Annotated in this window: 28 protein-coding genes and 1 riboswitch; of the genes, 22 read left to right on the plus strand and 6 right to left on the minus strand. The window is 63.5% G+C overall.

Annotated elements, in window-relative coordinates; translation table 11 throughout:
- Positions 1 to 7: 7 nt before the first annotated feature.
- Both purN and purM read right to left on the minus strand, forming a co-directional pair.
- Positions 8 to 661 (minus strand): phosphoribosylglycinamide formyltransferase, encoded by a 654-nt coding sequence (gene purN / locus ACIPW4_RS24125; protein ID WP_400662324.1) that lies wholly within the window; start codon positions 659 to 661, stop codon positions 8 to 10.
- The gene (gene purM / locus ACIPW4_RS24130) at positions 661 to 1,719 is read right to left on the minus strand and encodes a phosphoribosylformylglycinamidine cyclo-ligase (RefSeq protein ID WP_400662327.1); all 1,059 of its coding nucleotides are present in this window, start codon (positions 1,717 to 1,719) and stop codon (positions 661 to 663) included. Before purM ends, purN begins: the two co-directional genes overlap by 1 nt.
- Positions 1,720 to 1,973: 254 nt before the next feature.
- On the opposite strand from purM, the gene ACIPW4_RS24135 reads away from it, so the two are divergent.
- The 21 genes from ACIPW4_RS24135 to ACIPW4_RS24235 all read left to right on the plus strand — a co-directional run bounded on the left by ACIPW4_RS24135 (position 1,974) and on the right by ACIPW4_RS24235 (position 22,057).
- Positions 1,974 to 3,038 (plus strand): DUF2066 domain-containing protein, encoded by a 1,065-nt coding sequence (locus tag ACIPW4_RS24135; protein ID WP_400662329.1) that lies wholly within the window; start codon positions 1,974 to 1,976, stop codon positions 3,036 to 3,038.
- 12 nt (positions 3,039 to 3,050) lie between these two features.
- Positions 3,051 to 4,124, plus strand: coding sequence for an AI-2E family transporter (locus tag ACIPW4_RS24140; protein ID WP_400662332.1), 1,074 nt, complete (start codon positions 3,051 to 3,053; stop codon positions 4,122 to 4,124).
- Between the two features lie 152 nt (positions 4,125 to 4,276).
- Positions 4,277 to 4,984, plus strand: a complete 708-nt coding sequence (gene hda, locus ACIPW4_RS24145; protein WP_060509165.1) for a DnaA regulatory inactivator Hda — start codon at positions 4,277 to 4,279, stop codon at positions 4,982 to 4,984.
- A gap of 126 nt (positions 4,985 to 5,110) precedes the next feature.
- The gene (locus ACIPW4_RS24150) at positions 5,111 to 5,749 is read left to right on the plus strand and encodes a C40 family peptidase (RefSeq protein WP_400662335.1); all 639 of its coding nucleotides are present in this window, start codon (positions 5,111 to 5,113) and stop codon (positions 5,747 to 5,749) included.
- Between the two features lie 137 nt (positions 5,750 to 5,886).
- Entirely contained in the window at positions 5,887 to 6,420 is a 534-nt protein-coding gene (locus ACIPW4_RS24155; protein ID WP_400662338.1) for a C40 family peptidase, read from the plus strand.
- Between the two features lie 140 nt (positions 6,421 to 6,560).
- Positions 6,561 to 9,107 (plus strand): dermonecrotic toxin domain-containing protein, encoded by a 2,547-nt coding sequence (locus ACIPW4_RS24160; RefSeq protein WP_400662341.1) that lies wholly within the window; start codon positions 6,561 to 6,563, stop codon positions 9,105 to 9,107.
- 103 nt (positions 9,108 to 9,210) lie between these two features.
- Positions 9,211 to 9,432, plus strand: a riboswitch (cobalamin riboswitch).
- Between the two features lie 119 nt (positions 9,433 to 9,551).
- Positions 9,552 to 10,163: a cob(I)yrinic acid a,c-diamide adenosyltransferase gene (cobO, locus tag ACIPW4_RS24165; RefSeq protein WP_054885546.1), complete on the plus strand. Its 612-nt coding sequence runs from the start codon at positions 9,552 to 9,554 to the stop codon at positions 10,161 to 10,163.
- Positions 10,160 to 11,455: a cobyrinate a,c-diamide synthase gene (locus ACIPW4_RS24170; protein ID WP_400662344.1), complete on the plus strand. Its 1,296-nt coding sequence runs from the start codon at positions 10,160 to 10,162 to the stop codon at positions 11,453 to 11,455. The genes cobO and ACIPW4_RS24170 overlap by 4 nt, the downstream gene beginning before the upstream one ends.
- Positions 11,452 to 12,102 (plus strand): 5,6-dimethylbenzimidazole synthase, encoded by a 651-nt coding sequence (gene bluB / locus ACIPW4_RS24175; RefSeq protein ID WP_400662347.1) that lies wholly within the window; start codon positions 11,452 to 11,454, stop codon positions 12,100 to 12,102. Before ACIPW4_RS24170 ends, bluB begins: the two co-directional genes overlap by 4 nt.
- Positions 12,099 to 13,007, plus strand: a complete 909-nt coding sequence (cbiB, locus tag ACIPW4_RS24180) for an adenosylcobinamide-phosphate synthase CbiB (RefSeq protein ID WP_400662350.1) — start codon at positions 12,099 to 12,101, stop codon at positions 13,005 to 13,007. Before bluB ends, cbiB begins: the two co-directional genes overlap by 4 nt.
- Positions 13,000 to 13,992 carry a threonine-phosphate decarboxylase CobD gene (cobD, locus tag ACIPW4_RS24185; RefSeq protein ID WP_400662353.1) on the plus strand — a complete coding sequence of 331 codons (993 nt, stop codon included), beginning with the start codon at positions 13,000 to 13,002 and terminating at the stop codon, positions 13,990 to 13,992. The genes cbiB and cobD overlap by 8 nt, the downstream gene beginning before the upstream one ends.
- A complete protein-coding gene (locus ACIPW4_RS24190; RefSeq protein ID WP_400662355.1) occupies positions 13,989 to 15,443 on the plus strand; it encodes a cobyric acid synthase in 1,455 nt (484 codons plus the stop codon). The genes cobD and ACIPW4_RS24190 overlap by 4 nt, the downstream gene beginning before the upstream one ends.
- A gap of 1 nt (position 15,444) precedes the next feature.
- On the plus strand, positions 15,445 to 15,966 hold the full coding sequence (cobU, locus tag ACIPW4_RS24195; RefSeq protein WP_400662358.1) for a bifunctional adenosylcobinamide kinase/adenosylcobinamide-phosphate guanylyltransferase: 522 nt from the start codon (positions 15,445 to 15,447) through the stop codon (positions 15,964 to 15,966).
- Positions 15,963 to 17,018, plus strand: a complete 1,056-nt coding sequence (gene cobT, locus ACIPW4_RS24200; protein WP_400662361.1) for a nicotinate-nucleotide--dimethylbenzimidazole phosphoribosyltransferase — start codon at positions 15,963 to 15,965, stop codon at positions 17,016 to 17,018. Before cobU ends, cobT begins: the two co-directional genes overlap by 4 nt.
- On the plus strand, positions 17,015 to 17,572 hold the full coding sequence (locus tag ACIPW4_RS24205) for a histidine phosphatase family protein (protein WP_400662364.1): 558 nt from the start codon (positions 17,015 to 17,017) through the stop codon (positions 17,570 to 17,572). The genes cobT and ACIPW4_RS24205 overlap by 4 nt, the downstream gene beginning before the upstream one ends.
- A 1-nt stretch (position 17,573) precedes the next feature.
- Positions 17,574 to 18,302 (plus strand): adenosylcobinamide-GDP ribazoletransferase, encoded by a 729-nt coding sequence (locus ACIPW4_RS24210; protein WP_400662367.1) that lies wholly within the window; start codon positions 17,574 to 17,576, stop codon positions 18,300 to 18,302.
- A 161-nt stretch (positions 18,303 to 18,463) separates the two neighbouring features.
- Positions 18,464 to 19,627 carry a glycoside hydrolase family 5 protein gene (locus ACIPW4_RS24215; protein ID WP_400662370.1) on the plus strand — a complete coding sequence of 388 codons (1,164 nt, stop codon included), beginning with the start codon at positions 18,464 to 18,466 and terminating at the stop codon, positions 19,625 to 19,627.
- A 42-nt stretch (positions 19,628 to 19,669) separates the two neighbouring features.
- Entirely contained in the window at positions 19,670 to 20,074 is a 405-nt protein-coding gene (locus tag ACIPW4_RS24220; RefSeq protein WP_400662373.1) for a MarR family winged helix-turn-helix transcriptional regulator, read from the plus strand.
- A 63-nt stretch (positions 20,075 to 20,137) separates the two neighbouring features.
- Entirely contained in the window at positions 20,138 to 21,340 is a 1,203-nt protein-coding gene (locus ACIPW4_RS24225; RefSeq protein WP_400662376.1) for an MFS transporter, read from the plus strand.
- Positions 21,337 to 21,459 (plus strand): hypothetical protein, encoded by a 123-nt coding sequence (locus tag ACIPW4_RS24230; protein WP_400662379.1) that lies wholly within the window; start codon positions 21,337 to 21,339, stop codon positions 21,457 to 21,459. The genes ACIPW4_RS24225 and ACIPW4_RS24230 overlap by 4 nt, the downstream gene beginning before the upstream one ends.
- A 46-nt stretch (positions 21,460 to 21,505) precedes the next feature.
- Complete coding sequence (locus ACIPW4_RS24235; protein ID WP_400662382.1) at positions 21,506 to 22,057, plus strand: glutathione peroxidase; 552 nt, start codon at positions 21,506 to 21,508, stop codon at positions 22,055 to 22,057.
- A gap of 141 nt (positions 22,058 to 22,198) precedes the next feature.
- Here ACIPW4_RS24235 and ACIPW4_RS24240 read toward each other — a convergent pair whose 3' ends face one another.
- Positions 22,199 to 22,459, minus strand: coding sequence for a DUF2798 domain-containing protein (locus ACIPW4_RS24240; RefSeq protein WP_400662385.1), 261 nt, complete (start codon positions 22,457 to 22,459; stop codon positions 22,199 to 22,201).
- A gap of 117 nt (positions 22,460 to 22,576) precedes the next feature.
- On the opposite strand from ACIPW4_RS24240, the gene ACIPW4_RS24245 reads away from it, so the two are divergent.
- Positions 22,577 to 23,506, plus strand: a complete 930-nt coding sequence (locus tag ACIPW4_RS24245; protein ID WP_400662388.1) for a LysR family transcriptional regulator — start codon at positions 22,577 to 22,579, stop codon at positions 23,504 to 23,506.
- A gap of 41 nt (positions 23,507 to 23,547) precedes the next feature.
- Here the strand turns inward: ACIPW4_RS24245 and ACIPW4_RS24250 are convergent, their stop codons facing one another.
- The 3 genes from ACIPW4_RS24250 to ACIPW4_RS24260 all read right to left on the minus strand — a co-directional run bounded on the left by ACIPW4_RS24250 (position 23,548) and on the right by ACIPW4_RS24260 (position 25,915).
- Entirely contained in the window at positions 23,548 to 24,813 is a 1,266-nt protein-coding gene (locus ACIPW4_RS24250) for an OmpP1/FadL family transporter (protein WP_400662391.1), read from the minus strand.
- Positions 24,814 to 24,959: 146 nt separating this feature from the next.
- Complete coding sequence (locus ACIPW4_RS24255; RefSeq protein WP_400662393.1) at positions 24,960 to 25,442, minus strand: hypothetical protein; 483 nt, start codon at positions 25,440 to 25,442, stop codon at positions 24,960 to 24,962.
- A gap of 248 nt (positions 25,443 to 25,690) precedes the next feature.
- The gene (locus ACIPW4_RS24260; protein ID WP_400662395.1) at positions 25,691 to 25,915 is read right to left on the minus strand and encodes a hypothetical protein; all 225 of its coding nucleotides are present in this window, start codon (positions 25,913 to 25,915) and stop codon (positions 25,691 to 25,693) included.
- Between the last annotated feature and the right edge of the window lie 899 nt (positions 25,916 to 26,814).

Raw genomic sequence — 26,814 nt, forward strand, 5'->3', positions numbered from 1 at the left:
AGTTCTCCTAGGGTCGGATCAAGTGACCACTGGCCGGCAGCGGTTGGTCATCCAGTAAGGCGCCCTGTTCGCTCAGGTGCAAGCGACCTTGGGCAAACCAGTGCACCGCCAGCGGGTAGATCTGGTGTTCCTGATGGTGAACCCGTTGGGCCAGGCTTTCCACCGTGTCATCAGACAGCACCGGTACCACTGCCTGTACGACCAGAGGCCCGCCATCGAGTTCCTCGGTGACGAAGTGTACGCTGCAGCCATGTTCGGCGTCGCCTGCCTCCAGTGCCCGACGGTGGGTATGCAGGCCCTTGTAGCGAGGCAGCAGCGACGGGTGGATATTGAGCAGGCGGCCCTGGTAGTGGCGCACGAAGTCGCCACTGAGGATGCGCATGAAACCGGCCAGCACCACCAGGTCCGGCGCGAAGCCGTCGATGCGCGCCATCAGCGCGGCATCGAAGGCTTCACGGCCGTCAAACTGGGTGTGGTCGAGCACCACGGTGTCGATACCGACTGCCTGGGCCCGTTGCAGGCCATAGGCATCGGCGCGGTTGGAGACCACCGCGGCGATGCGCACCCGGCTGTCCTGCGCGTGGCAACTGTCGATCAAGGCTTGCAGGTTGCTGCCGGAACCCGACAGCAGTACCACAACATTGCAGGGCTTGCTCGGCATCAGTGTGCCTTGAGGTTCTGCAGCTCGACCTGGGCGGCGCCTTCGGCGGCTTCGGCGATGTGGCCGATGACCCAAGGCTGCTCACCGGCGGTGCGCAGTTCGTTCAGGGCGGCTTCGACCTGATCCTGGGCAACACAGATGACCATGCCGACGCCGCAGTTCAGGACGCGGTGCATTTCGTGCTCGTCGACGTTGCCTTTTTCCTGCAGGAAGTCGAACACGACCGGGCGCTGCCAGCTGGCCACGTCAACCACGGCCTGGGCGTTCTTCGGCAGTACGCGCGGGATGTTGTCCAGCAGGCCGCCACCGGTGATGTGGGCCATGGCCTTGACTGCGCCGGTGTTCTTGATCAGCTGCAGCAGTGGCTTGACGTAGATACGGGTCGGTGCCATCAGCAGGTCGGTCAGCGGCGTGCCGTCGAGCTGGGTGTTCTCGATATCGGTGCCGGACACTTCGAGGATCTTGCGGATCAGCGAGTAGCCGTTGGAGTGCGGGCCGGAGGATGGCAGGGCGATCAGCGCGTCACCGGTGGCAACCTTGGAGCCGTCGATGATCTCGGCTTTTTCCACCACGCCGACGCAGAAACCGGCCAGGTCGTAGTCTTCGCCTTCGTACATGCCCGGCATTTCGGCGGTTTCGCCACCTACCAGGGAGCAGCCAGCCAGTTCACAGCCGGCGCCGATGCCGGTGACCACGGTGGCCGCGACGTCGACGTTCAGCTTGCCGGTGGCGTAGTAGTCGAGGAAGAACAGCGGCTCGGCGCCGCAGACTACCAGGTCGTTGACGCACATGGCGACCAGGTCCTGGCCGATGCTGTCGTGCTTGTTCAGGTTCAGTGCCAGGCGCAGCTTGGTGCCGACGCCATCGGTGCCGGAGACCAGCACCGGCTGCTTGTAGCCGGCCGGGATCTCGCAGAGGGCGCCGAAGCCGCCCAGGCCACCCATGACTTCAGGGCGTGCGGTGCGTTTTGCCACGCCCTTGATGCGTTCGACCAGTGCTTCGCCGGCGTCGATGTCTACACCGGCGTCCTTGTAGCTCAGGGAGGGTTGCTTGCTCATTGATCCAGGCCTTTAAGAGGGAGGGATTCGTAAAAACGACCATGACGGCCAAGGCCGGCGGTGAAGCGGCGGCTGCCTGAAGCGTCAGTGGTCTGTGAAGGCGCGCGATTTTATCAGGGTTGCCGTGCAGCGGCCATCCTCAGGCCGACGGGCAGGGCGGTTAATTGCTGAAAAAGGTGCGCGGGTGGTTGATGCGTCTCCTTCTGTATAAGCTGCAATCCACATGCTTCATGCGCAACCGGACAGGAATCCCCATGCGACTTCTCAATTATCTGGCAGCAGGGTGCCTCGCGCTGGCCTGCATCAGCGCTCAGGCAGAAACCGTCTCCGGGCTCTATCAAGTACGCGAGCCGGTCCAGGGGCAGGGCGCCGATGCCCGCACCGCAGCCACTGGCAAGGCATTCGAGACCTTGGTGCTGCGCCTCACCGGCGACCCCAAGGCCGCGCAGAACCCGGCGCTGGCCGAGCTGCGCAAGGACCCGAAACAGATCATCAACCAGGTCGGTACCGAGGCCGGGCCACCGGAATCCGTACTGGTCGAGTTCGACCCCGGCAGCACCGAACGCGCCCTGCGCAAGGCCGGCCTGGCGCTGTGGGGCAGCAACCGGCCCTCCATCCTCGGCTGGTGGCTCAACGACAGCGTCGAAGGCAGCAACCTCGTCGGTGACGGCCAGGCCAGTGCCCAGCCGCTGCGCCGCGCCGCCCAGCACCGTGGCTTGCCGTTGCGCTTGCCACTGGCTGACCTGCCGGAGCAACTGGTGGCCAATGCCAAACAGCTCGAAAGCGACGACCCGGCGCCGCTGCGCGAAGCCGCGCAGCGCTATGGCGCAGACGCCTTGCTGGCGGTGCATGCCCTTGAAACCGATGGCAAATGGCAAGGCAAATGGCAACTATGGCAGGGCGACAAGCGCGAGCAGGGCAGCGTCGAAGGCGCTGATCAGGCGGCCCTGGCCGACGCGGTCATGCTGGCGGTAAGCAGCCGCCTGGCACCGCGTTACGTGGTCAAGGCCGGCTCCAGCAGCCAGCTGCAGGTGCAGGTGCAAGGCATGAACCTGCAACGCTATGCCGAATTGAGCCGTGTACTCGAGCCCTACGGCCCACGCTTGCAGATGGCCGAGGGCGGCACCTTGACCTATGGGGTTACCGGTAACCGTGAGCAACTGCGCGCCCAGCTGGGCCTGGCCAAGCTGCAGGAGCTGCCGGCCGATCAGGTTGCTGCGGCCACGCCTGCTCCGGCTCCGCAAGCCACGCCAGGTCAACCTGCCACGCCTGCACCTGCTCCTGCCAAGCCGTTCGACGGCTTGCGCTTCCGTTGGTAACGAGGGCTGTCCATGACTGACATGCGTCGCTGGATCTGGCTGGTGGTGGCACTGGTAATTGCCGTGCTGCTTTATAGCCTGCACAACATCCTCACACCCTTTCTGGTAGGGATCCTGCTGGCCTATCTGGCCGACCCGCTGGTCGACCGCCTCGAGCGGGTCGGCCTCTCGCGGACCTGGGGTGTGGTCGTGGTGTTCGGCCTTTTCACCTTGATACTGCTGGCCCTGCTGCTGGTACTGGTGCCGATGCTGGCCAAGCAGCTGCTGCGCCTCTATGAACTGGCCCCGCAGATGCTCGACTGGCTGCAGCACGAAGCGCTGCCGTGGGTGCAGCACAGGTTGGGACTGGCCGACGGTTTCTGGCGGTTCGACAAGATCAAGGCTGCCATCGGCGAACACATGGGGCAGACCTCCGACATCGTCGGCGTGGTGCTGTCCCAGGCGACGGCCTCAAGCCTGGCGCTGATCGCCTGGCTGGCCAACATGGTGCTGATCCCGGTGGTGGGCTTCTATCTGCTGCGTGACTGGGACGTGATGATGGCCAAACTGCGTAGCCTGCTGCCGCGCCAGCGTGAGTCGCAGATAGTGGGCCTGGCGGGCGAATGTCACGAGGTGCTGGGGGCGTTCGTGCGCGGCCAGTTGATGGTGATGCTCGCATTGGGGGTCATCTACTCCGCTGGCCTGATGCTGGTCGGTCTCGAACTGGGCCTGTTGATCGGCATGCTCGCGGGGCTGGCAGCCATCGTGCCGTACATGGGCTTCATCATCGGTATCGGTGCGGCGCTGGTAGCCGGGTTGTTCCAGTTCGGTGGCGACCTGTATCCGATGCTCGGTATCGTCGCGGTGTTCATGGTTGGGCAGGCACTGGAAGGCATGGTGCTGACCCCGCTGCTGGTGGGCGACCGCATCGGCCTGCACCCGGTGGCGGTGATCTTCGCGATTCTCGCTGGCGGCGAACTGTTCGGCTTTACCGGTGTGTTGCTGGCATTGCCGGTGGCGGCAGTGATCATGGTGCTGCTGCGGCATGTGCATGGCCTGTACAAGGAATCCGACATGTACGCCGGGGATGTTGACCCGGATCTGTGATGCGAGGGGCCACAGCGCGGCCCCAGACAGCGCAACTCGTTGATTTTGCTAGTGCTATCCGCGTACATGATTGTGCGCTCTGCAATGCAGGTATAGACTTTGCACATTGTTCACCAAAGGCCCCCTGCGGTCCCTGCTGACTGCCCGCGAGCATGAAACCACCGATCCAGTTGCCCCTGGGTGTGCGCCTGCGCGATGACGCCACCTTCATCAACTACTATCCGGGCGCCAATGCTGCGGCGTTGGGCTATGTCGAGCGGCTTTGCGAAGCCGATGCCGGCTGGACCGAGAGTCTCATCTATCTGTGGGGCAAGCAGGGTGTTGGTCGCAGCCACCTGCTGCAGGCAGCCACCCATCGCTTCCAGCAGCGCGGCGAAGCCGCTGTGTACCTGCCTCTGGCGCAATTGCTCGATCGCGGCGTCGAACTGCTCGATTACCTGGCTCAATACGAACTGGTGTGCATCGATGACCTGCACGTGATCGCTGGCAAGGCGGACTGGGAAGAGGCGATGTTCCACCTGTTCAACCGCTTGCGCGACAGCGGTCGACGCCTGCTGCTGGCGGCCTCCGCCTCACCCCGCGAACTGCCGATCAAACTGCCCGACCTGAAGTCACGCCTGACCCTGGCCCTGGTCTTCCAGATGCGCGGCCTGTCCGACGAAGACAAGCTGCGTGCCCTGCAACTGCGTGCTTCGCGCCGCGGCCTGCACCTGACCGACGAAGTCGGCCATTTCATCCTTACCCGCGGCACACGCAGCATGAGCGCGTTGTTCGACCTGCTCGAGCGCCTCGACCAAGCCTCGCTGCAGGCCCAGCGCAAGCTGACCATCCCTTTCCTGAAGGAAACCCTCGGCTGGTGAGCCCTTAAACACGGGGCTTTGAGGGGCAAAACAAAAAAGTCACATCTTTTTCGATAAAATTTGCAAATGGCCATGATAGAGGGCATAGTTTCCCCCTTCTAAAGGATTACAGACACGGTCGTGCCCATGCTGAAGCGCTTCGCACCCCTCGTGCCACTCGCACTCGTGACCCTGCTATTTGGCTGCGCGGCCCAAGGCCCGGTTTCCCAGCCCCAGGATCACACCCCGGTTGCTTCGCAATCGGTCAACCACGCCAAGGCTTCGCCTTCGTCGGTCTTCGGTGAAGAAGAACAGGCCACTGAAGATGACCTGCATGCCTTCTCCAGCAGCAAGCCTTATCAGCTCCCGGTGCTGGCTGACAGCATCCTCGAGCGTGGCATGTCGCTGATCGGTACCCGTTATCGCTTCGGCGGTACCTCTGAAGCCTCCGGTTTCGATTGCAGCGGTTTCATCGGCTATCTGTTCCGCGAAGAAGCCGGCATGAACCTGCCGCGCTCGACCCGCGAAATGATCAACGTCGATGCGCCCAAGGTGGCCCGCAACAAGCTCAAGCCAGGCGATTTGCTGTTCTTCAGCACCAACGGCCGTGGCCGTGTCAGCCATGCCGGCATCTACCTGGGTGACAACCAGTTCATCCACTCCAGCAGCCGCCGCAGCGGTGGCGTGCGCATCGACAGCCTCGGTGATCGCTACTGGAGCAAGACCTTCATCGAAGCCAAGCGTGCCTTGGCCATGGCGCCGACTACCAACATCGCGCGCAACTGATATCAAAATGATGTACCCTTCCACGGCGGCGTAGCTTGAAAAAGCTCGCCGCCGTGCGCATTTACAGAAAGCGTCTAATCTAAATTCTCAACTCTTTTCGGCTGCGGCCGTTCGGTCTCAGACAGGAAGTTCTGGCCATGGTGATGATGGCGCGCTTCGCATTCCTTTCCCTGGTGGCATTGCTTGCCGCCTGCTCCAGCCGCGCCCCGGCACCAGCTCCGGTGGTGCAGCCGCAGATTACCTACAACCAACCTGAAGGCTCGCCGCTTGCTGACGATGTGCTGATACGTGCGATCGGCCTGGTCGGCACGCCGTATCGATGGGGTGGCAACACACCGGATTCCGGTTTTGATTGCAGCGGTTTGATCGGTTATGTGTACCGTGATGCCGCGGGTATCACCCTGCCGCGCTCGACACGGGAAATGATCGTCATGCGCGCACCCACTGTAGATGCCAAATCGCTGCAGTCCGGCGACCTGGTGTTCTTCGCGACGGGCGGTGGTTCCCAGGTGAGTCATGCGGGCATCTATGTCGGCGAAGGGCGCTTCGTGCATGCACCCTCCACGGGGGGCACGGTGCGTCTGGATTACCTCTCCAACAGCTACTGGGCCAAAGCTTACCTGCAGGCCAAGCGGGTAATCCCGCAAGGGCATCTGGCGCAAAATCGCTGAGCCCACCTCTGCCGCAATCCGCAGCCTGGCAGTCATTCACACGGCAGCCCTGATCCATCATGGGCAGCAGCCCGCTACCCCGTCTCTATCGGCGCCACTGGCAATCATGCTGGTTCGACGATAGCGGTCTGGAGTGGCCCATGAACGACAGCAAACAAAGAATGATGCGGGTGCTTGATGCACTGGACCAGGCGAACCCGTTGGTGCACCTGGTCAGCGAGGTGCTGGACGATTTGCCCGATTTGTATGCGCTGGCGAACAAACACGCCGAAGCGATCGTAAAAAAACATACCGGCAAGGCGATGGACCCGCGGTTCATCTGGTGGCATCAGTTCAACGTGCACAGCACCAGCCACCTGAGCTTCACCGGTTGGCAGCACAACGGGCCGCCCCAAAAGTCGCTGGTGCTGACCGAGCTGATGATCGAGCGTTTCGACCTGCACTTCCAGGAGGCGAGCGATGAGCTGGACATGTGCGGCGGCTTCTACCGGCAGGGGCCGCACGCGCCGAAATATGACGAACGCAACGAAGTGCCGATGCTCGGCAGTGAAGTACAGAAAGACTTGTGGGCGCTGGATTTCGCCGCGTTGTACCGAAACGAGGTCGAGCGTTTCTGGTCGGATCGTGGCGAAAATTGTCTCGTACTGACCAAGGTCAGCCTGTTGGGGCAGGGTGTTACCGCGGCGCGCAAGGGGGACATTTCACAAGCCGATCTGGTTCATCTGCGGGCATTCGTGGCAGACGACCTGCCAGGCGGGCGTCTGCCGTCAGTGGAACAGCTGCGCCGAGGCAGCAGCCACAACCCCTTCATCGTCAGCCGGTACGTGTTTGGTGAAGGTGACCGCGGTTGCCTCTTCGGACTGCAGGCCGATGATGGCCGAGTCTTGGCCTATATGCCATGGGCCCATCAGGCGCTCAAAGGATTTGCCTCCGAGCTCGCCATGGCTGGCTGGTTGCGTGAGCAGTTGCAATCGCCGGACACAATGCAGGCTTTCGTTGCAGGCGCCCATGGCAACCCTGGCGAAACTACGGCAAGGGCCTTGATCAAAGTGCACTTGCAAGGCATTGCCGACAGCAGCTCAGCGCAGGCGGGCCAGATTGCATTGTCGTTTTTCAAGCGAACGCTGACAACGGACCTGTTTGTCTTCCTGCGGGACCAGGCAGCTAGCGAAATGCGCGGTACGGCGCTGCTGGTACGTGACAACAGCCGTTTGCGCCGTGCAATGTTCAGTGGTTACCTGTCCGCGTTCCTGAGCGTTTTCGGAGGTTTCGCGCCTTTGGGTTGGCCGATGTCGCTGGCCTTGCTCGGTGCCAGTATCGCCAAGGTAGGGCTGGATGTGAACGCCGCCCTGCAGGCCAGTGACGAGCGATCGCGCAAGCTCGCCCTGCGTACAGCCATACTCGAAAGCGTCTACGCCACCTTGAACCTTGTGGATTTCGGCTTCCAGTCGAGTTTCGCGAGCCTGGCGTATGAGGCGCCCCCTCATGAAGCAGGGGGGCAGGCCCAGCGGTGGCAGTCGGCGCAGCCCCCCTTGGGAGACATCGAAGACCTTGAAGCCAATACCGTGCTCGCGGACGAGCCCGGGCAGGTCGGGCCCCTGCGCGGGGTGTATGTCGCGCCTGACGGTACGTGTTCCATCGTGCTCGATGGCCTGACGTATCGGGTGCGGTACAGTCAGGCGTTGTCCGTATGGCTTATCGTGCCGGCAAACAATCCCTTCGCCTTCGCGCCGATACGGCCGGTGCGCCTCAATGCTTCCGGGGAGTGGGAGTTGTTGCAGCCGCTGAGGCTGGCCGGCGGAGCCCCTCCCTCCATCCAGGGCATGCAAAGCAGGGCTTCGCTGTTCTGGGACACCTATACGGCGGTAAACGCCAGGCAGACTCGACTGTTGTCGACCAAGGCACTGCAACGCCAGAAGGCATTGCTGCACGACTGGCCGGTCGCCGAGCTGCAGCGCGGGCACGCCCCCAACCTGGATGCCAATGGTATCGACTGCGTGCGGGTTGCCGGCAAGCTCGAGTATTCCTACCGCTATGGCCGAGAGTATTTCAATTCCCTGATCGAGTACTACACCAGTGATGAGTCGCGGGTGAATGATGTATTTCGCGCCGGCAAATACCGCTACGGTGACGAAGACGATTTCATCGCCAAGCTCGCCGACAGCCTCGACGCGCTCCCCAAAAGCACCACGGAGCGGCTGTTTCGCGGCGGGCATCTGTCCCGAGGCACCGGTGGTCAGCGCTACCGCAATGGCCAGCTGCAGGTCGGCGACGTGCTTGTGAACACCGACCTGTCGTCGTTCACCGAAAACCCCTATCTGGCTGCCGAATTCGCCAGCCAGCCATCAGCTCAGGCCCCGGCCGGGCTGGCTGGAGTGTTCGATGACAGCTCGGTGCTGTTCGAGCTGCGTGCAGGCCATCATCAGAATGGAACGCCGATCTGCGCCTTTTCACTGTACTGGGACGAAGCCGAGACATTGTTTTTGCCGGGAAACTACTTTCGCATAGATCAGCTGGAGCAGATCTACGGCGACCACTACCGGTTCATCCATGTCACCCTCAGTCAGACGGTCAAGCCGGCTTCAGGCACTGTCTATGACCTGCGCACCGCGCAGCCTTTCGACATCACCCAGTACCGAGCGCGGTTCAGGACTCCGGCGTTGGTGGAGCGCTTTTTTCCCGGCTGATCCATCCGATCCATGCTTGCCACCCCCCCAGATCGGATTGCGCAGTGGCCCCTGCGTCCATTTGTCGGCTCGCTTCGATTGACGCTCCGGGTGCAACCCTCTAACCTTCGCGCGTGTTTCAGGTGCCCTGCCAGCCCCGACTGGGCAGGGTGAAACTGGGAAGCCGGTGGGCGCCAACAAGGCGCGATTCCGGCGCTGCCCCCGCAACGGTAGGTGAGTCGCGGTCGCGCACGGCCACTGGGTGTCGATACCCGGGAAGGCGCGCAGGCCAGGGTTGAACGCCCGCTCACGAGCCCGGAGACCGGCCTGATACTGCCAACGGCATCACGGAGGGTGATGCGCGGTGCACCGTGGCCCTCGTCCACGGCCCCTGCGCGTTCTCCGTCTGCCCGCCCTTTACCTGTCGCCGCTTCCCGCGCGGCGCCGGCCTGCGGAGAACCCTTCATGAGCGAATCCACCGAACGCGACGAACGCCACCTGGCGCGCATGCAGCGCAAGAAGGCGGTCATCGACGAGCGCATCGCCAATTCCCCCAACGAATGCGGCCTGCTGCTGGTGCTCACCGGCAATGGCAAGGGCAAGAGCAGCTCGGCCTTCGGCATGCTTGCCCGCGCCCTGGGCCATGGCATGCAGTGCGGTGTGGTGCAGTTCATCAAGGGCCGCAACAGCACCGGCGAAGAGTTGTTCTTCCGCCGCTTCCCCGAGCAGGTGCGCTACCACGTGATGGGCGAGGGTTTCACCTGGGAGACCCAGGACCGCCAGCGCGACATCGCCGCCGCCGAAGCTGCCTGGGCGGTTTCACGCCAGCTGCTGCAAGACCCCGGTGTGCAATTCGTAGTACTCGACGAGCTGAACATCGCCCTCAAGCACGGTTACCTCGACCTCGACCAGGTACTGAGTGACATTCAGGCCAGGCCACCGATGCAGCACGTGATCGTCACCGGTCGTGCAGCCAAGCCTGAAATGATCGAACTGGCCGACACCGTCACCGAGATGGGCATGCTCAAGCACGCTTTCCAGGCCGGTATCCGCGCGCAGAAGGGCGTCGAACTGTGAGTGAAACGCGCAGTTGCCCGGCGGTACTGATCGCAGCCCCTGCCTCGGGCCAGGGCAAGACCACCGTGACTGCCGCCTTGGCCCGCTTGCACCGCAACCTTGGGCGTAAGGTTCGGGTGTTCAAGTGCGGCCCTGATTTCCTCGACCCGATGATCCTTGAACGGGCCAGTGGCGCACCGGTGTATCAGCTCGATCTGTGGATGATCGGCGCCGAAGAGAGCCGTCGACTGCTGTGGCAAGCCGCAGAAGAGGCTGACCTGATTCTGATCGAGGGCGTGATGGGCCTGTTCGACGGCACCCCGTCGAGCGCCGATCTGGCACGCCATTTCGGCGTGCCGGTGCTGGCGGTGATCGACGGCACAGCCATGGCGCAGACCTTCGGCGCCCTGGCCCTGGGCCTGGCACGCTACCAGCCCGACCTGCCGTTCGCGGGCGTGCTGGCCAACCGGGTCGGCAGCCTGCGCCATGCGCAACTGCTCGAAGGCAGCCTGACCGAGGGCCTGCGCTGGTACGGTGGCCTGTCGCGCGAGCGCGGCATCGAGCTGCCCAGCCGTCATCTGGGGCTGGTCCAGGCCAGTGAACTGAACGACCTGGACGCCCGCCTGGATGCCGCCGCCGAAGCCCTCGCTGCCAGCTGCGATGCCACCTTGCCGCCGCCTGTTGCCTTTGCCGCGCCTGACCCGCAGCCGTGCGCTGCGTCGCTGAGCGGTGTGCGTATCGGTGTCGCACGTGACGAAGCCTTTGCCTTTACCTACGGCGCCAACCTGGATCTGCTGCGTGATCTGGGGGCGCAGCTGACGTTCTTCTCGCCGCTGCATGATCGTGAGCTGCCGGCAGTGCACAGCGTGTATCTCCCGGGTGGTTATCCGGAACTCCACCACCACGCACTGGCTGCCAATACGCCAATGTGCGAAGCGATCCGTGCCCACCACGCCCAGGGCAAGCCGTTGCTGGCCGAGTGCGGCGGCATGCTGTACCTGCTCGATGCGCTGACCGATGTCGCTGGCGAGCGTGCCGCGCTGCTCGGTCTGCTGCCGGGCGAGGCGACCATGCAGAAGCGCCTGGCGGCCCTGGCCCTGCAGGCTGTTGAACTGCCGGAAGGCACCCTGCGCGGGCACACCTACCACCACTCGCTGACCAGCACCGAGCTTGAGCCCATCGCCCGGGGCCTGAGCCCCAATGGCGGGCGCGGTAACGAGGCGGTGTATCGGCGAGGCCGCCTTACCGCTTCCTACGTGCACTTCTATTTCCCATCCAACCCTGATGCGGCGGCGGCGCTGTTGCGGCCATGAGCGATCACGCCTACAGCGCCGCCGAGCGCGCCGCGATCTACCGTGCCATCGGCGAGCGTCGCGACATGCGCCACTTTTCCGGTGGCGCAGTTGCGCCAGAGCTGCTGGGCCGTCTGCTGAGCGCCGCGCACCAGGCGCCGAGTGTCGGCCTGATGCAGCCTTGGCGCTTCATCCGCATCAGCCAGCGCGAGCTGCGCGGGCGCATTCAGGCCTTGGTCGAAGAGGAGCGGGTGCGTACCGCCCAGGCGCTGGGCGAGCGCTCCGATGACTTCATGAAGCTCAAGGTGGAGGGCATCGCCGACTGCGCCGAAGTGCTGGTCGCGGCGTTGATGGACAACCGCGAGCCGCACATCTTCGGCCGCCGCACCATGCCGGAAATGGACCTGGCATCGCTGGCCTGCGCGATCCAGAACCTGTGGCTGGCCGCCCGTGCCGAGGGGCTGGGGCTGGGCTGGGTGTCGCTGTTCGACCCGCAGGCCCTGGCTGCGCTGCTGGGCATGCCTGCCGGGGCCAAACCGGTGGCGGTGCTGTGCCTGGGGCCGGTCACCGCGTTCTACCCACAGCCGATGCTGGTCCAGGAAAGCTGGGCCGAGGAACGTCCCTTGAGTGACATGCTGTTCGAGAACCAATGGGGAGAACGCCCATGAGCGTGGCGTTGCTGACCGTGGCCGGAGTGGCCCTGGATGCGCTGCTGGGTGAGCCTCGGCGTCGGCACCCGCTGGTGGGCTTCGGCAACCTGGCGTCGAGCCTGGAGCGCCGCTTGAACGCCGGTGGGCGCGGCTGGCGCAGCCATGGCGTGAGCGCTTGGTTCCTTGCCGTGGTGCCGCTGACCCTGGTGGCGCTGATCTTGTCTTGGCTGCCCTATGTGGGGTGGCTTGTGGACGTGCTGGCGCTCTATTGCGCCCTCGGCTTGCGCAGCCTCGGCGAGCATGTGCTGCCGGTGGCTAACGCCCTGCGCCAGGGCGATCTGCAAGAAGCGCGGCGCCGCGTTGGTTATCTGGTCAGCCGGGAAACCCGGGAACTGGACGAGCCTGCCGTGGCCCGCGCAGCCACCGAATCGGTGCTGGAGAATGGCAGCGACGCGGTATTCGCCGCGCTGTTCTGGTTCGTCGTGGCCGGTGCGCCGGGAGTGGTGCTGTACCGCCTGAGCAATACCCTGGACGCCATGTGGGGCTACCGCAACGAACGCTTCGAGCGCTTCGGCTGGTGCGCGGCGCGTATCGACGATGTGCTGAACTATATTCCAGCGAGGCTGGTGGCACTGACCTATGCGCTGCTGGGCAAGACGCGCCTGGCCCTGGCGTGCTGGCGCAAACAGGCGCCGCTGTGGGACAGCCCCAACGCCGGGCCGGTGATGGCTTCCGGCGCGGGTGCGCTGGCTGTCGAACTTGGTGGCCCGGCGGTGTATCACGGCGAACTGCACGAGCGCCCGCGCCTGGGTGACGGGCCGATGGCCGATGCCGATGCCATCGAGCGCGGCTGGAGCCTGGTGCAACGTGGCGTCTGGTTGTGGCTGCTGTTGATCTGTGTGGGAGCCTATCTGAATGCTTGAACACGGTGGCCGCCTGCTACGGGCAGTACGGCAATACGGGATCGCCCGCGAGGACTGGCTCGATCTGTCCAGCGGCATCGCCCCCTGGCCTTACTCGATCCCGTCGATACCGTTGGACGCCTGGGCGCGGCTGCCGGAAACGGAAGACGGCCTCGAAGACGCTGCACGAGGTTATTACGGCGTGCGGCACCTGTTGCCGGTGGCCGGCTCCCAGGCGGCAATCCAGGCCTTGCCCCTGTTGCGCGCGCAGGGCCGGGTTGGCGTGCTGTCGCCGTGCTACGCCGAGCACCCGCATGCCTGGCGCCGGGCGGGGCATCAGCTGGTCGAACTGGATGAAAGCCAGGTCGAGGCCGAACTCGACCAGCTCGACGTGCTGGTGCTGGTCAACCCGAACAACCCGACCGGGCGGCTTGTACCGCCTGAACGGCTGTTGGCCTGGCATGCGCGGCTCGCCGCACGCGGCGGCTGGCTGCTGGTGGACGAAGCGTTCATGGACAACACACCCGAACACAGCGTGGCCGAGTGCGCCGAGCGCCCAGGCCTGATCGTGTTGCGTTCGTTCGGCAAGTTCTTCGGCCTGGCCGGCGTGCGCCTGGGCTGCGTAGTGGCCGAACCCTCGTTGCTGCAGCGCCTTGCCGAACTGCTTGGGCCGTGGACGGTCAGTGGTCCTGCCCGCGTGCTGGCGCAAGCCTGCTTTGCCGACCTCGCGGCGCATCGAGCGCAGATCGAGCGCTGCGCACTGGCCAGTCAACGCCTCGCTGCACTGCTGCACAGCTGTGGCCTGGCGCCCAGCGGTGGCTGCGCCCTGTTCCAGTACGTGCGCAGCGAGCGCCCGGCCCACCTGCATGACTTTCTCGCCCGCCGCGGCATCCTCGTGCGCCTGTTCGAGCAGCCTGCTGCCGTGCGCCTTGGCCTGCCGTCGAGTGCGGTGGACGAGCAGCGCCTGGCCCAGGCCTTGGCCGACTATCAAAAGGAAACGGCATGACCACCCTCATGGTGCAAGGCACCACCTCCGATGCCGGCAAGAGCACGCTGGTCACCGCCCTGTGCCGCTGGCTGTTGCGCCGAGGCGTGGGCGTGGTGCCGTTCAAACCGCAGAACATGGCGCTCAACAGCGCTGTGACCGCCGACGGTGGCGAAATCGGCCGCGCCCAGGCGGTGCAAGCCCAGGCCTGCCGGCTCGCACCCCATACCGACATGAACCCGGTGCTGCTTAAACCCAACAGCGACACGGGCGCCCAGGTGATCATCCACGGTCGCGCGGTCACCAGCATGAACGCGGTGGCCTATCACGACTACAAGGCCATTGCCATGCAGGCGGTGCTGGCCTCGCACCAGCGCCTCAGTGCGGCCTACCCGGTGGTGATGGTCGAGGGCGCGGGGTCGCCGGCCGAGATCAACCTGCGCGCCGGCGACATCGCCAACATGGGCTTTGCCGAGGCGGTCGACTGCCCGGTTATCCTGGTGGCCGATATCAACCGGGGTGGGGTGTTCGCCCATCTGGTCGGCACCCTTGAACTGCTCTCGCCGAGTGAGCAGGAGCGGGTCAAAGGCTTCGTCATCAACCGCTTCCGCGGCGACATCTCGCTGCTGCAACCAGGCCTGGACTGGTTGGAACAACGCACGGGCAAACCCGTGCTGGGCGTACTGCCCTATGTCACCGACCTGCACCTGGAAGCCGAGGATGGCATCGACATCCGCCAGAGTGCCAAGCAGGATCGCGTGCTCAAGGTGATCGTCCCGGTGCTGCCGCGCATCAGTAACCACACCGATTTCGACCCGCTGCGCCTGCACCCGCAGGTCGATTTGCAGTTCATCGGGCCGGGCCAGCCGATCCCCGCCGCCGACCTGATCATCCTGCCGGGCTCGAAGAGTGTGCGCGGTGACCTGGTGCAGTTGCGCGAGCGTGGTTGGGACACGGCCATCGAGCGGCACCTGCGCTATGGCGGCAAGTTGATCGGCATCTGCGGTGGCCTGCAGATGCTCGGCCGTGAAGTGCATGACCCGCTCGGGCTCGAGGGCATCGCCGGCTCAAGCCCCGGGCTGGGCCTGTTCGATTACGTCACGGTGCTCGAAGCCGACAAGCAATTGCGCAACGTTGCCGGCACCCTGAACCTTGAATCGTCGCCGGTCGCCGGTTATGAAATCCATGCCGGCGTTACCGCAGGACCTGCCCTGGAGCAGCCTGCCGTGCAGCTCGCCGATGGCCGCCGTGACGGCGCGGTCAGTGCCGATGGCCAGGTCCTCGCCACCTACCTTCATGGCCTGTTCGAGGGCAGCCAGTCGTGCGCCGCGCTGCTGCGCTGGGCGGGGCTGGAGGATGCGCAGACCATCGATTACGAGGCCCTGCGCGAACGTGACATCGAACGCCTGGCCGACCTGGTGCAAACGCACCTGGACACCGCGCAGCTACGAACGCTTTGTGGAGTCGCCTGACATGCGCAACCTTATCCTCGGCGGTGCCCGCTCGGGCAAGAGCCGCCTGGCCGAGCAACTGGCCAGCGACAGCGGCCTGCCGGTCACCTACATCGCCACCAGCGAGCCGCTCGATGGCGAAATGAATGAGCGCGTGCGTCTGCACCGCCAGCGTCGGCCAGCCGACTGGGGGCTAATCGAGGAACCCCAGGCGCTGGCGGCGGTGTTGCGTGCAGAAGCCGCCGAAGGCCGCTGCCTGCTGGTGGACTGCCTGACCTTGTGGCTGACCAACCTGCTGATGCTTGACGACCCGCAACGGCTGGCAGCAGAACGCGATGCGCTGCTCGACTGCCTGGAGCAACTGCCCGGCACCATCATTCTGGTCAGCAACGAAACCGGCCTTGGCGTGGTGCCCATGGGCGAGCTGACCCGCCGTTACGTCGACCTGGCCGGCTGGCTGCACCAGGCCGTTGCCGAACGCTGCCAGCGTGTGGTGCTGACCGTGGCCGGCCTGCCTCTCATGCTCAAAGGACCCGCTCTATGAACCAAGCCTGGTGGCGTGATGCCTGCCAACCTCTCGACAACGCCGCCATGGACCAGGCCCGCGCCCGTCAGCAACAGCTGACCAAACCTGCCGGCTCCCTCGGCCAGCTCGAAGGCCTGGCCGTGCAACTGGCTGGTTTGCAAGGTCGCGAGCGGCCAACCCTGGATCAGGTCGCCATCACCCTTTTCGCTGGGGACCATGGCGTGGTCGAGGAGGGCATTTCGGCCTACCCGCAGGCGGTCACCGGGCAGATGCTGCGCAATTTCGTAGGCGGTGGCGCGGCAATCAGCGTGCTGGCGCGTCAACTGCAGGCCAGCCTTGAAGTGGTCGACCTGGGTACCGTCGACCCTGAGCTGGAATTGCCTGGGGTGCTTCATCTGCGCCTGGGCGCCGGCACCGCCAACTTCGCCCGTCAGCCGGCGATGACCGATGCACAGCTGCAGGCTGCCATGCAGGCCGGCCGCGACAGCGCCTTGCGCGCGGCGGCCAATGGCGCGCAGCTGTTCATCGGTGGCGAAATGGGCATTGGCAACACCTCTGCCGCTGCTGCCCTGGCCAGCACCTTGCTGGCCTGCCCGGCGCGTGAGTTGAGCGGGCCGGGTACCGGCCTGGACAACGCCGGTGTGCGCCACAAGGCCGAAGTCATCGAGCGCGCCATGGTGCTGCACGGCCTGCGTGCCGACGAGCCACTGCGGGCACTGGCCTGTGTCGGCGGCTTCGAGATCGCCGCGCTGACCGGTGCCTACCTCGCCTGCGCCCAGCAGGGTATTGCGGTGCTGGTGGATGGCTTTATCTGCAGCGTCGCCGCCCTGCTGGCGGTGCGCCTCAACCCGCAGAGTCGTGACTGGCTGCTGTTCGCTCACCAGGGCGCCGAGCCTGGGCACAAGACTCTGCTTGCAGCGTTGCAGGCGCAACCACTGCTGACGCTGGGGTTGCGCCTGGGCGAGGGCAGCGGAGCCGCCTTGGCGGTGCCGCTGATTCGACTGGCCTGTGCCTTGCACGGGCAGATGGCGACCTTCGCCGAAGCTGCGGTGGCGGACCGCCCGGCATGATCCTCGACTTGCTGCGCCACGGTGAGACCGAACTGGGCGGCGGACTGCGCGGCAGCCTGGACGATGCCCTGACCGAGAAGGGCTGGGGCCAGATGCGCGACGCGCTGGCAGGCGCAGGCCCATGGGATGTGCTGATCAGCTCGCCGTTGCAGCGCTGTGCGCGTTTTGCCGGGCAACTGGGCATGCCGGTTCAGCTCGAGGCCGATCTGCAAGAGCTGCATTTCGGCGAGTGGGAAGGGCGCAGTGCCTTGCAGATCATGCAAACCCAGGCTGACGAGCTTGGGCGTTTCTGGGCCGACCCCTACAGTTACACGCCGCCCGACGGCGAGCCTGTCGCGGCCTTCGCCGCGCGCGTGCTGTCCGCCATCGGCCGGCTGCGCCAGCAGCATGCCGGCAAGCGCGTGTTGCTGGTTACCCATGGCGGCGTCATGCGTCTGCTGCTGGCGCGTGCCCGTGGGCTGCCCAAGGCGCAGTTGCTGCAGGTGGAGGTTGGCCATGGCGCCCTGATGCGCCTGGCGGTGGATGAAGATGGCGCGATGCTCGAGGTGTTTTGACATGCTGCCATTCTGGATTGCCTTGCAGTTTCTCAGCAGCTTGCCGGTGCGTTTGCCGGGTATGCCGGAGCCTCGCGAAATGGGGCGTTCGCTGCTGTGCTATCCACTGGTGGGCGTGCTGTTCGGTCTGTTGCTGTGGCTGGTCAGCCATTGGCTGCAAGGGACCGCAGCGCCGTTGCACGCGGCCTTGCTGCTGACACTGTGGGTGCTGCTCAGCGGTGCGCTGCATCTGGACGGCCTGGCCGACAGTGCCGATGCCTGGCTGGGCGGCTTCGGTGATCGCGAACGCACCCTGCAGATCATGAAAGACCCGCGCAGCGGGCCGATTGCCGTGGTCACCCTGGTGCTGGTGTTGCTGCTGAAATTCTGTGCCTTGTGGGTGCTGGTCGAACAGGGCGCTGGCATAGCACTGCTGCTGGCACCGGTGATGGGGCGAGCAGCGATGCTGGGGCTGTTTCTCGGCACGCCCTACGTGCGCCCCGGGGGGCTGGGGCAGGCGCTGGCCGAACACCTGCCGCGGCGCGCGGCCGGCTGGGTCTTGCTTGCCAGCCTGCTGTTGTGTCTGCTGGCGGGTGGCCTGGGTGCGATCTTGCCGATGCTGGCGGCGTTGGCCATGTTCATCGGCTTGCGCCGCTTGATGTGCAGGCGCCTGGGTGGGACCACGGGCGATACGGCAGGAGCGGTGCTGGAGATACTCGAACTTACGGTGTTGTTGGTATGGGCGGTTTAGGCGCATTCCTACAGGTTGTGTTGAGCATTCCTACCTGTTGATCGTGTCGATAATTTTCGGAAAATCCCTGAAAATATTCAGCAAATGACACCGTTCTCGCATCTTTCTATGCTCGTTGTTTCTTCGTCATCGCCGAGGCCAAGCGCGTGCGAGCATTCCTGATGACCCTCTTGCTGGCCACTGCCAGCGGCCCCGTTCCAGCGGCCGATCTGATCGACTTCTGGAGCAGCCCGCGCCATGGCGGCAACAGCTTCAATCGCTTGCCGCCGGATCAGGCGTACTTCGATGCGCTGAGTGGTTACGGCGCGAGCTGGGTGCGGCTGTCCTACGACAAATGGAAGCCAGCCCAGCGCGATTTCCTGTTGGGCAACGCAGACCGCTATGAGCAGCTATCCGCCGCCGATCTCGAGCAACTGCGTGAGACCCTAGACCGAGCACACAGGGCAGGGCTCAAGGTGGTCATTGCGCCGCTGTCGCTACCGGGCATGCGCTGGTCACAAAACAACCAGGGGCAGTTCGATGACCGCCTGTGGCAAGGTAACGGTTACGCCCTGCAAGCGGCCCGCTTTTGGCGAGACCTGGCCCGGGAGTTGAAAGACCACCCTGCCATCGCGGCCTACAACCTGGTCAACGAGCCTGCCCCCGAGAAACGTGGCGGGCTAGCCGAGCATGCTTCGGCTGAGCGCATGCAGCAATGGTATGCACGGGTGCAGGGTGGGGCGCGTGACTTGCCCAGGCTGTACGGGCAACTGATAGCGGCGATTCGCGAGGTGGATACCAAGACCCCGGTGATGGTCGATGCGGGGTGGTTCGCCAGCGCCGATGCCTTCGGTTACTGGCGGGCGCCGTTGGCAGATGAACGCGTGCTGTACAGCGTACACATGTACGAGCCCTATGCAGCCACCAGTGCGCCTAACCTGTTGCGTAAAGATCCCATCCATTACCCCGGCCCAGCGCCGTTCGGTGGTGAAATCCAGCAATGGGATGCCGAGCGGGTTCGTCAGTATCTCAACCTGCCGTTGGTCTGGATGGAGCGTATGAAACTGCCGTTTTCCCGGCTGGTCGTGGGGGAGTTCGGGTGCATGCGCCGACTGCCTGGTTGCAGCGAATACCTGGAAGATGTCCTCTCGGTCACGGATCGGCATCGTTTGCACTGGGCGTTCTACAGCTTCCGTGAAGACAGCTGGGATGGCATGGATTACGAGCTGGGATCGGCAAAGGTGCCTTGGCAGTATTGGCAGGCGATCGAGCAAGATGCTCCTGACCCATTGGCACGCAAAGCCACAGCGGAATTCGAGCCAATTCGGCGACGGCTGGCAGACTGAAACTTCTTGCAACAACAGGGGTGCGGGTATATACACGTATCCATGTTGACCAGTGAATGCATCTGCACCCACCTGCGTCGCGCCGCCCGAGGGGTGAGCCGGCATTACGACGAGGCCCTTGCCGGCCACGGCATCAACGTCGCCCAGTTTTCCCTGTTACGCCATCTGCAACGGCTCGATCGGCCCAGCATCACCACATTGGCCGAGGCCATGGGCCTGGAGCGCAGTACCCTGGGCCGCAACCTGCGCGTGCTGGAGGCAGAAGGCCTGATCGCCCTGGCTGACGGCGATGACCAGCGCAACCGCATGGTGTTGCTGACCGAGGCGGGTATAGCACGTGTGCAAGCGGCCCATCCAGCCTGGGAGCAGGCGCAGTTGACGCTGGTCGAGCAGTTGGGCGAAGGGCAGCGTGATGAGCTTGTGCGTTTGCTGGAGCGGCTTGCCTGAAGCATTACGAATAGAAGCGGGTATATACCCGTATAACCTTGCGATGTGCCGGAGATTACGACAATGACATCGGTGTGGCGAACCAGTGGGTGGGTACTTGTAGGCGCGGCGTTGATCCTGGCGCTATCGCTGGGCGTGCGCCACGGTTTCGGCCTGTTCCTGGCGCCGATGAGCGCCGATTTTGGCTGGGGCCGCGAAGTATTTGCCTTTGCCATTGCCCTGCAAAACCTGATCTGGGGCCTGGCACAGCCGTTTGCCGGTGCGCTGGCCGACCGCCTCGGTGCCGCGCGCGTGGTGATTATCGGCGGCATTCTCTATGCCGCAGGCCTGTTGTTGATGAGTACCGCCGATTCGGCCTGGTCGTTGTCGCTCAGTGCCGGCCTGTTGATCGGTATCGGCCTGTCCGGTACTTCATTCTCGGTGATCCTCGGCGTGGTCGGCCGCGCCGTCCCGGCAGAAAAACGCAGCATGGCCATGGGCATTGCCAGCGCTGCCGGCTCCTTCGGCCAGTTTGCCATGCTCCCCGGAACCCTTGGCCTGATCGAATGGCTGGGCTGGTCTTCGGCGCTGCTGGTACTGGGTCTGCTGGTGGCCCTGATCGTGCCCTTCGTCGGCCTGCTGCGTGACCGCCCGCTGCCCAGCCATGGTGCGGAGCAGACGTTGGGCCAGGCCCTGCGTGAGGCGTGCTCGCATTCCGGCTTCTGGCTGCTTGCCTTGGGTTTCTTCGTGTGTGGGTTCCAGGTGGTGTTCATTGGCGTGCATCTGCCTGCTTACCTGGTGGACCAGCACCTGCCTGCAACTACCGGCACTACGGTGCTGGCGCTGGTCGGGTTGTTCAACATCGCAGGGACCTATACCGCTGGCTGGCTGGGTGGGCGCATGTCCAAGCCACGCCTGCTCACCGGGCTGTACCTGCTGCGTGCAGTGGTGATCGCGCTGTTCCTGTGGGCGCCGGTGACGCAGGTCAGTGCCTATCTGTTCGGTATTGCCATGGGCCTGCTGTGGCTTTCCACCGTGCCGCTGACCAATGGCACCGTGGCCACGGTATTCGGCGTACGCAACCTGTCGATGCTGGGCGGCATCGTCTTCCTGTTCCATCAGCTGGGTGCCTTCCTGGGGGGGTGGCTGGGAGGCGTGGTGTATGACCAGACCGGCAATTATGACCTGGTCTGGCAGATTTCGATTCTGCTCAGCCTGCTGGCTGCCGCGCTCAACTGGCCGGTGCGTGAGTGGCCGGTGGCCCGTTTGCAGGCGCAAGCGGCATGAACCGCTACCTGGCCCGTGGCCTGCTGCTGGCTGCGGCGGCGTTGCTGCTGGCGCTGGTGTGGTGGGGCTGGCAGCGGGGTGGGTTGGCGTTGATGCAATTGGGCATGAGCGTTTGTTAAGCGCTACCCTGCAAGTTCAAGGAATGGTTTGCAGGAGGAATGAACGATGCGTGCACATTGGCTGACGATGCCGTTGCTGGCCATGCTGGCTGCTACGTCCAGCTGGGCAGCCGACTGCCCGGCGTTGTTGCAGGGCAGCTTGCCCGAGTTGCGTGGCAAGGAGCAGGTCGACCTGTGCCAGCGCTTCGCCGGCAAGCCCTTGGTGGTGGTCAACACGGCCAGCTATTGCGGTTTCGCGCCGCAATTCGAGGGGCTGGAGTCGACCTACAAGGAGTTTCACGAGCAAGGCCTGGAAATGCTCGGCGTGCCGTCCAACGACTTCAAGCAGGAAGACGCCGACAGTGAGAAGACTGCCAAGGTCTGCTATGCCAATTACGGTGTGACCTTCACCATGACCAAGACCCAGCCGGTTCGCGGCAAGGATGCGATTCCGCTGTTTGCCGAGCTGGCGAGTCAGAGCAGCGCGCCGAAGTGGAATTTCTACAAATACGTGGTGGATCGCAAGGGCAAGGTGATCGGTAATTTCTCCAGTCTCACCAAGCCCGATGATCCTGCCTTCAGGGCCGCAATCGAGAAGGCGATAGCCTCGCAGCCGTAGGTGGCGTTTTGTAAGGGCGCAAGGTGATCGCGTAGAGGCTGACAAGTGTTCGCCGAAGGTTATGCAGCGCCTGTGAGATGGAGCGCCGCCCGCGCGGCGCTCCATCTCACAGGCGCTGCATAACCTTCGGCGAACGCATTTTCAATGCGGATGCACCGTAATCGCCACCAGCTTCAACACCACCGGCCTCACCATCAATACGCACACGAATGCCACTGGCATCGCCAGCTGATAGGCCTTCAGCACATTGCCCAGATACTCCGGATTCACGCCGGCATTCGCCGCCGTGATCACGAAGCACATCAGCAGCGCCATGATCGATGACATGTAGAACGCGAACACATACGGTGTAGCGCTCGGACGTAGTTTGCGCCGGCGGCGCGTAGGGGACAGATTGCTCATGTGAACTCTCCTCAAACTGGCTGAAGGGTTGCAGGTTAGCAATGCCGCCGGCAGCGGCTGTAGACCCGCTGAGTTGAGTTCTTTATAAATAGATTCTTACGAATCGAAGAGCCAGCCATGGACCTGCTCAACGCCATCCGCAGTTTCATCAAAGTGGTCGAAGCCGGCAGCATCGCCGCTGCCGCCCGAAACCTCGGGCTCAGCCCGGCGGCGGTCAGCCAGAATCTGGCGCGTCTGGAAGGGCACCTGCAAGTCCGCCTGCTCAGTCGCACCACCCGCAGCATGGCGCTTACTCCTGCCGGTAGCCAGTACTATGAACGGGTCAGGCATATCGAGCGCGACCTGGCCCTCGCAGAACAAGCCATCACCACCCCCGACAGCGTGCCCCAGGGCCGCCTGTGCATTGCCTCGACCTCCGCCTTCGGTCGTCACGTCCTGGCACCGCTGATCCCTGCCTTCAGTGCACGCTATCCGCTGCTTTCGATAGAGTTGGTAACGACTGATCGCAAGGTGAATCACGCCCGCGAAGATGTGGACGTCAGCCTGCGCATCACCCCACAACTGGAAGGCCAGTTGCTGGCTCGGCATATCGCCCGCATCCCGTTCATCTGCTGCGCGTCGCCGGGGTACCTTGCCAGCGCGGGGTTGCCGGCCACGCCCGAGGCGTTGCGTGAGCATCGCTGTCTGGTTTTCCGTTACCCGGTAGATGGCCGGTTCCTGCGCTGGGGCTTCGAGCGTGACGGCATGCGTTTCGAGGCGGAGTTTGGCGGCGTGTTGATCAGCGACGACATCGATGCCTTGACCCAGATGGCCCTCAACGATGGCGGAATCACCCGGTTGGCCGAGTTCATCGTAAGGCCGCATCTGGCCAGCGGAGCACTGGTGCCGCTGTTCGAGTACAGCGACAGCGGGCAGGCCTACGCCCAGACCGAGCCGATGGACATCTACCTGTGCGTGGCTGACCGTTTTGCCATGACGGCGAAAGTGCGTGCCTTTCTGGATTACCTGCGCGAGGCGCTGGGCGATAGCTGGCAGGTCCAGGCATGAAAAAACCGCCACGAGGGCGGTTCTTCATGCTGCAGTACGAATCAGAAACGGTAGGTGAGCGAGGCACCGATACCGTGTGCGCTGTTCTCGTACTTGGCCTGGTAACGGCCCTTGGTAGGGCTTGCCAGGTTGACCTTGGTGTCCTCTTCCCACAGGTAGGAGTAGGCCACGTCGATGGTCATGTCGTCGCTTGGGCTCCAGCCAGCACCAATGCTGATCGCCTTGCGATCACCCGTAGGGATGCGCGGCGAGCGGTCGGTGTTGTTGGTTGGCGACTGGTCGACGGAGAAGCCGGTGCGCAGCACCCACTCCTTGTTCACTTTGTACGAGGCGCCAATGGCGTGAGCCCAGGTGTCGTGCCAGTTCTGCTCTTCGGTGATGGTACCGAACTGGGCCGCAAGCGGGGCCGGGACTTCGTTGTTGACGGTGATGTCCTTCAGGCGGCTCCAGCGGGTCCAGGTGCTGCCTGCATACAGAGTCCACTGGTCGTCCAGTTCGTGGGTGACCGAGAAGTCCACCGACTCAGGTGTCTTGATCTTCAGGGTAGCGTCGAACTTGCTGCCGCTGAACGGCCCGATCAGGGCGTTGTTGACCTTGGTGTCGCCCTCGAGCTTGTAGTCGACCATCGAGTGGTAGGTCAGGCCGACGCGGGTGCGGTCAGTGGCCTGCACCAGAATACCGACGTTGTAACCGATGGCAGTGTCGTCACCCTTGATCTTCACTTCGCCATCGTTCACGCCCGGGGAGCGCGGGTTGATGGTGTTCGAACCCAGCTCGCCCTTGATGCGGTTGATGGTCGGGCCGAAACCGATCGACACCTTGTCGTTGAAGGCGTAGCTGACGGTAGGCTGGAAGGTGATGACCTCGACGTGGCTCTTTTTACCCCAGTAGCGAGCGGCGTCGCCGCTGCCGTAGTCGGTTACCAGACCGTACGGAACGTAAACACCGAAGCCGACGCTCCAGTGATCATCGATCGGTTTCACGTAGTAGCCCATGGGTACGCCAACGACAGGCACCATGTCGCCGTCGGTTTCGCCTGGCAGCGGGCTGCTGCCCGGGCCCGAAATATCGGTTTTGGCGATTACTGCAGCCCCGCCCACGGTCACTTCCTGGCGCTTGAGGCGCGACATGCCGGCCGGGTTGCCATACACGGTGCTGGCATCATCGGCAGAAGAAGAGCGACCTGCGAAACCTGTCCCCATGCCGCTGATGCTTTGTTCGTTAAGTGCGAAGCCGGCAGCGAACAGTTGGCTGGAAGCCAGGGCAACGGCTACACCGAGGGAGGTTTTGAGCATTGCTTTTTTCATTATTAGAAACTCCTTGTGATCTCCGGGGCGAAAAGCTACCAACAAATCACGCGCCGCGCTATAGCCTGAATCACAGGAGATAGAGCGGTTTTGTAGGACAATCCGACCAAAATTCCTTTTTTTCCGGTAGTGATGTAGGGCGTTTCTTAAGATGCCTGTGGCAATTTCTGTTCAATGCACAGATGCCAGGCCTGGGTAAAGTCGCGCAGGCGACCTTGAGGGTGGAAAATCTGCCGCCAGATACGTGCCAGACCGAGCAGGTCATCGGCTGCAGGCAGCGCCGTGGCTTGCTCTTCGATCAGCATCCAGGCGATGGCGGTGGAGTAGCGCAAGTTCACCGTGAGTTCCAGGTGCGGCCCGCCGAGGAATGCGTGCTGGCTCGCCAGGCCGCGTACCAGGCTGGCCAGCTCTGGATCACGGGCCAGGAAGTGGTCCCAGACGGCTTGGTGTCGGCTTTCGCCAATGCGGTAGAGGCCGTGGCCACGGCGGTCGTGCAGGGCTGAACCAAGAGCCGATTGGCTGGCCGCGATCCCTAGCAGAAGGGCTTCGGCGCTGGCGCAGTGACGATTCAGATAGACCAGGGTTGGTCGGATCACATACTGACACAATTCATTCGCCGCGATACCCATGATGCCCTCGAGCAGTAAGGTGCCGACGGGCGCTGGAGCTTGGCAGCTGGTAAGTGGTCAGGCCCGCCGGAAGCGGCACGGGCCGCTCGAGTTGAAGTGTAGTGTGATAATCGTGGTGTAAAGGGCTGTTTTTAAATCGATTGCTGCCCGCTTCCCGGCGCTATATGCCTTGCGGCAATTAGGCCAAGAACGATCGGGCAGCATCTGGCAGGTGCCATTCGGTCGCTGAATACCCCGGTATTCGCCGCTCACGCGGTAAGCGATTGGCGCGTGCGGGCAATCACTGCCTGCAGCGGTTCCGAGCGGTTGTACTGTTCGGGGTACAGGCGTTCGGTGTGGCAGGCGACGCCGTGCTCGTCCACCAGGGTAAAGCTGAAGTTGCCCTTGCGTGGGGCGGTGATCAGGCACTTCAGCGGCGAGAAGGCCTGGGTGAGGGTGCCAATGGCAACCTGAATTTGATGATGAGTTTGCATGTTGTTGGAGGTTCCTGCTTTAAACACGGGGGATATGATCCGTGCATGATAGAAACGTTCCAGTGACGCCTTTATTAAGGGACGAACGAACCTGACTGGAACAGGGCAGCCAGAGGGGGCGCAATCAAATGTGGGCGCAGGGCTGACTGGTAGGTACTTCAGAAGGCAGGCAGCACACCGGGGCCAAGGTTCTAGGCCGTCGGGTGGAATCCTGATCAATCTTCCGGTTGATTCGTGCTTGAACAGCGCTGGGCTGGCGAGTGAATCATCGAGTGGGCCGGTCCTGGTTTCAGCAGCGATCGTTCGGGAGAGCGATGGGCTGCAAAGGACGCATCTGGCCAGAATTGACTTTCAGCTTGGTACTAACGAGGCGCACCTTACCGAAACTGTACGGCCTTTGCAAGCTTTGTACGTTTCTTCAGGCGAGCCGCGCAGTATGGCGCGTCTTTCGCCTGATGGGAAGAGGGGGTAACGCCCCTCCAACTGGCCCGATGTGCCAATTTCGTGCAGTCAAACGCAGGCTTTCGGTGCACTTGTTCACATTCGAGGCGTGAGTTGTAACAGCCCGGCAACAGCCCAGTCGAGGCTCGCCAATGACTTGACTGGCACCTTAAGTCAATGAAAAAAAACACTAATTTTTGCTGGTGAAAAAATCGTCAGTTTGACTGTAGGCCCCATTTCACGGGGGTTTGCGGGCGCGTTGAAGGGGTTGTCCACCGAGTTATCCACAGGAACTGTGGATTGTCCCGAGCGCTTGCTCTAGGACGGGCGTGCCAGCAAATTGGAGAACTGTCCGACAATCGACAGGCATCAGCCGACCCGCCAGTCACCCACTCGGAAACGTCAAGAAAAGATCATTGAAAAAAAATTTCAATCCTCCGGAAATCGACAGGTCATGC

The organism is Pseudomonas sp. NPDC089996, assembly GCF_044748405.1.
In the GTDB taxonomy this organism is placed as follows: domain Bacteria; phylum Pseudomonadota; class Gammaproteobacteria; order Pseudomonadales; family Pseudomonadaceae; genus Aquipseudomonas.

Excerpts from the sequence above, each read along its gene's own strand:
- purN (WP_400662324.1), bottom strand. The coding sequence starts at position 661 with ATGCCGAGCAAGCCCTGCAATGTTGTGGTACTGCTGTCGGGTTCCGGC.
- purM (WP_400662327.1), bottom strand. The coding sequence starts at position 1,719 with ATGAGCAAGCAACCCTCCCTGAGCTACAAGGACGCCGGTGTAGACATC.
- ACIPW4_RS24135 (WP_400662329.1), top strand. The coding sequence starts at position 1,974 with ATGCGACTTCTCAATTATCTGGCAGCAGGGTGCCTCGCGCTGGCCTGC.
- ACIPW4_RS24140 (WP_400662332.1), top strand. The coding sequence starts at position 3,051 with ATGACTGACATGCGTCGCTGGATCTGGCTGGTGGTGGCACTGGTAATT.
- hda (WP_060509165.1), top strand. The coding sequence starts at position 4,277 with ATGAAACCACCGATCCAGTTGCCCCTGGGTGTGCGCCTGCGCGATGAC.
- ACIPW4_RS24150 (WP_400662335.1), top strand. The coding sequence starts at position 5,111 with ATGCTGAAGCGCTTCGCACCCCTCGTGCCACTCGCACTCGTGACCCTG.
- ACIPW4_RS24155 (WP_400662338.1), top strand. The coding sequence starts at position 5,887 with ATGGTGATGATGGCGCGCTTCGCATTCCTTTCCCTGGTGGCATTGCTT.
- ACIPW4_RS24160 (WP_400662341.1), top strand. The coding sequence starts at position 6,561 with ATGAACGACAGCAAACAAAGAATGATGCGGGTGCTTGATGCACTGGAC.
- cobO (WP_054885546.1), top strand. The coding sequence starts at position 9,552 with ATGAGCGAATCCACCGAACGCGACGAACGCCACCTGGCGCGCATGCAG.
- bluB (WP_400662347.1), top strand. The coding sequence starts at position 11,452 with ATGAGCGATCACGCCTACAGCGCCGCCGAGCGCGCCGCGATCTACCGT.
- cbiB (WP_400662350.1), top strand. The coding sequence starts at position 12,099 with ATGAGCGTGGCGTTGCTGACCGTGGCCGGAGTGGCCCTGGATGCGCTG.
- cobD (WP_400662353.1), top strand. The coding sequence starts at position 13,000 with ATGCTTGAACACGGTGGCCGCCTGCTACGGGCAGTACGGCAATACGGG.
- ACIPW4_RS24190 (WP_400662355.1), top strand. The coding sequence starts at position 13,989 with ATGACCACCCTCATGGTGCAAGGCACCACCTCCGATGCCGGCAAGAGC.
- cobU (WP_400662358.1), top strand. The coding sequence starts at position 15,445 with ATGCGCAACCTTATCCTCGGCGGTGCCCGCTCGGGCAAGAGCCGCCTG.
- cobT (WP_400662361.1), top strand. The coding sequence starts at position 15,963 with ATGAACCAAGCCTGGTGGCGTGATGCCTGCCAACCTCTCGACAACGCC.
- ACIPW4_RS24205 (WP_400662364.1), top strand. The coding sequence starts at position 17,015 with ATGATCCTCGACTTGCTGCGCCACGGTGAGACCGAACTGGGCGGCGGA.
- ACIPW4_RS24210 (WP_400662367.1), top strand. The coding sequence starts at position 17,574 with ATGCTGCCATTCTGGATTGCCTTGCAGTTTCTCAGCAGCTTGCCGGTG.
- ACIPW4_RS24215 (WP_400662370.1), top strand. The coding sequence starts at position 18,464 with ATGACCCTCTTGCTGGCCACTGCCAGCGGCCCCGTTCCAGCGGCCGAT.
- ACIPW4_RS24220 (WP_400662373.1), top strand. The coding sequence starts at position 19,670 with ATGTTGACCAGTGAATGCATCTGCACCCACCTGCGTCGCGCCGCCCGA.
- ACIPW4_RS24225 (WP_400662376.1), top strand. The coding sequence starts at position 20,138 with ATGACATCGGTGTGGCGAACCAGTGGGTGGGTACTTGTAGGCGCGGCG.
- ACIPW4_RS24230 (WP_400662379.1), top strand. The coding sequence starts at position 21,337 with ATGAACCGCTACCTGGCCCGTGGCCTGCTGCTGGCTGCGGCGGCGTTG.
- ACIPW4_RS24235 (WP_400662382.1), top strand. The coding sequence starts at position 21,506 with ATGCGTGCACATTGGCTGACGATGCCGTTGCTGGCCATGCTGGCTGCT.
- ACIPW4_RS24240 (WP_400662385.1), bottom strand. The coding sequence starts at position 22,459 with ATGAGCAATCTGTCCCCTACGCGCCGCCGGCGCAAACTACGTCCGAGC.
- ACIPW4_RS24245 (WP_400662388.1), top strand. The coding sequence starts at position 22,577 with ATGGACCTGCTCAACGCCATCCGCAGTTTCATCAAAGTGGTCGAAGCC.
- ACIPW4_RS24250 (WP_400662391.1), bottom strand. The coding sequence starts at position 24,813 with ATGAAAAAAGCAATGCTCAAAACCTCCCTCGGTGTAGCCGTTGCCCTG.
- ACIPW4_RS24255 (WP_400662393.1), bottom strand. The coding sequence starts at position 25,442 with ATGGGTATCGCGGCGAATGAATTGTGTCAGTATGTGATCCGACCAACC.
- ACIPW4_RS24260 (WP_400662395.1), bottom strand. The coding sequence starts at position 25,915 with ATGCAAACTCATCATCAAATTCAGGTTGCCATTGGCACCCTCACCCAG.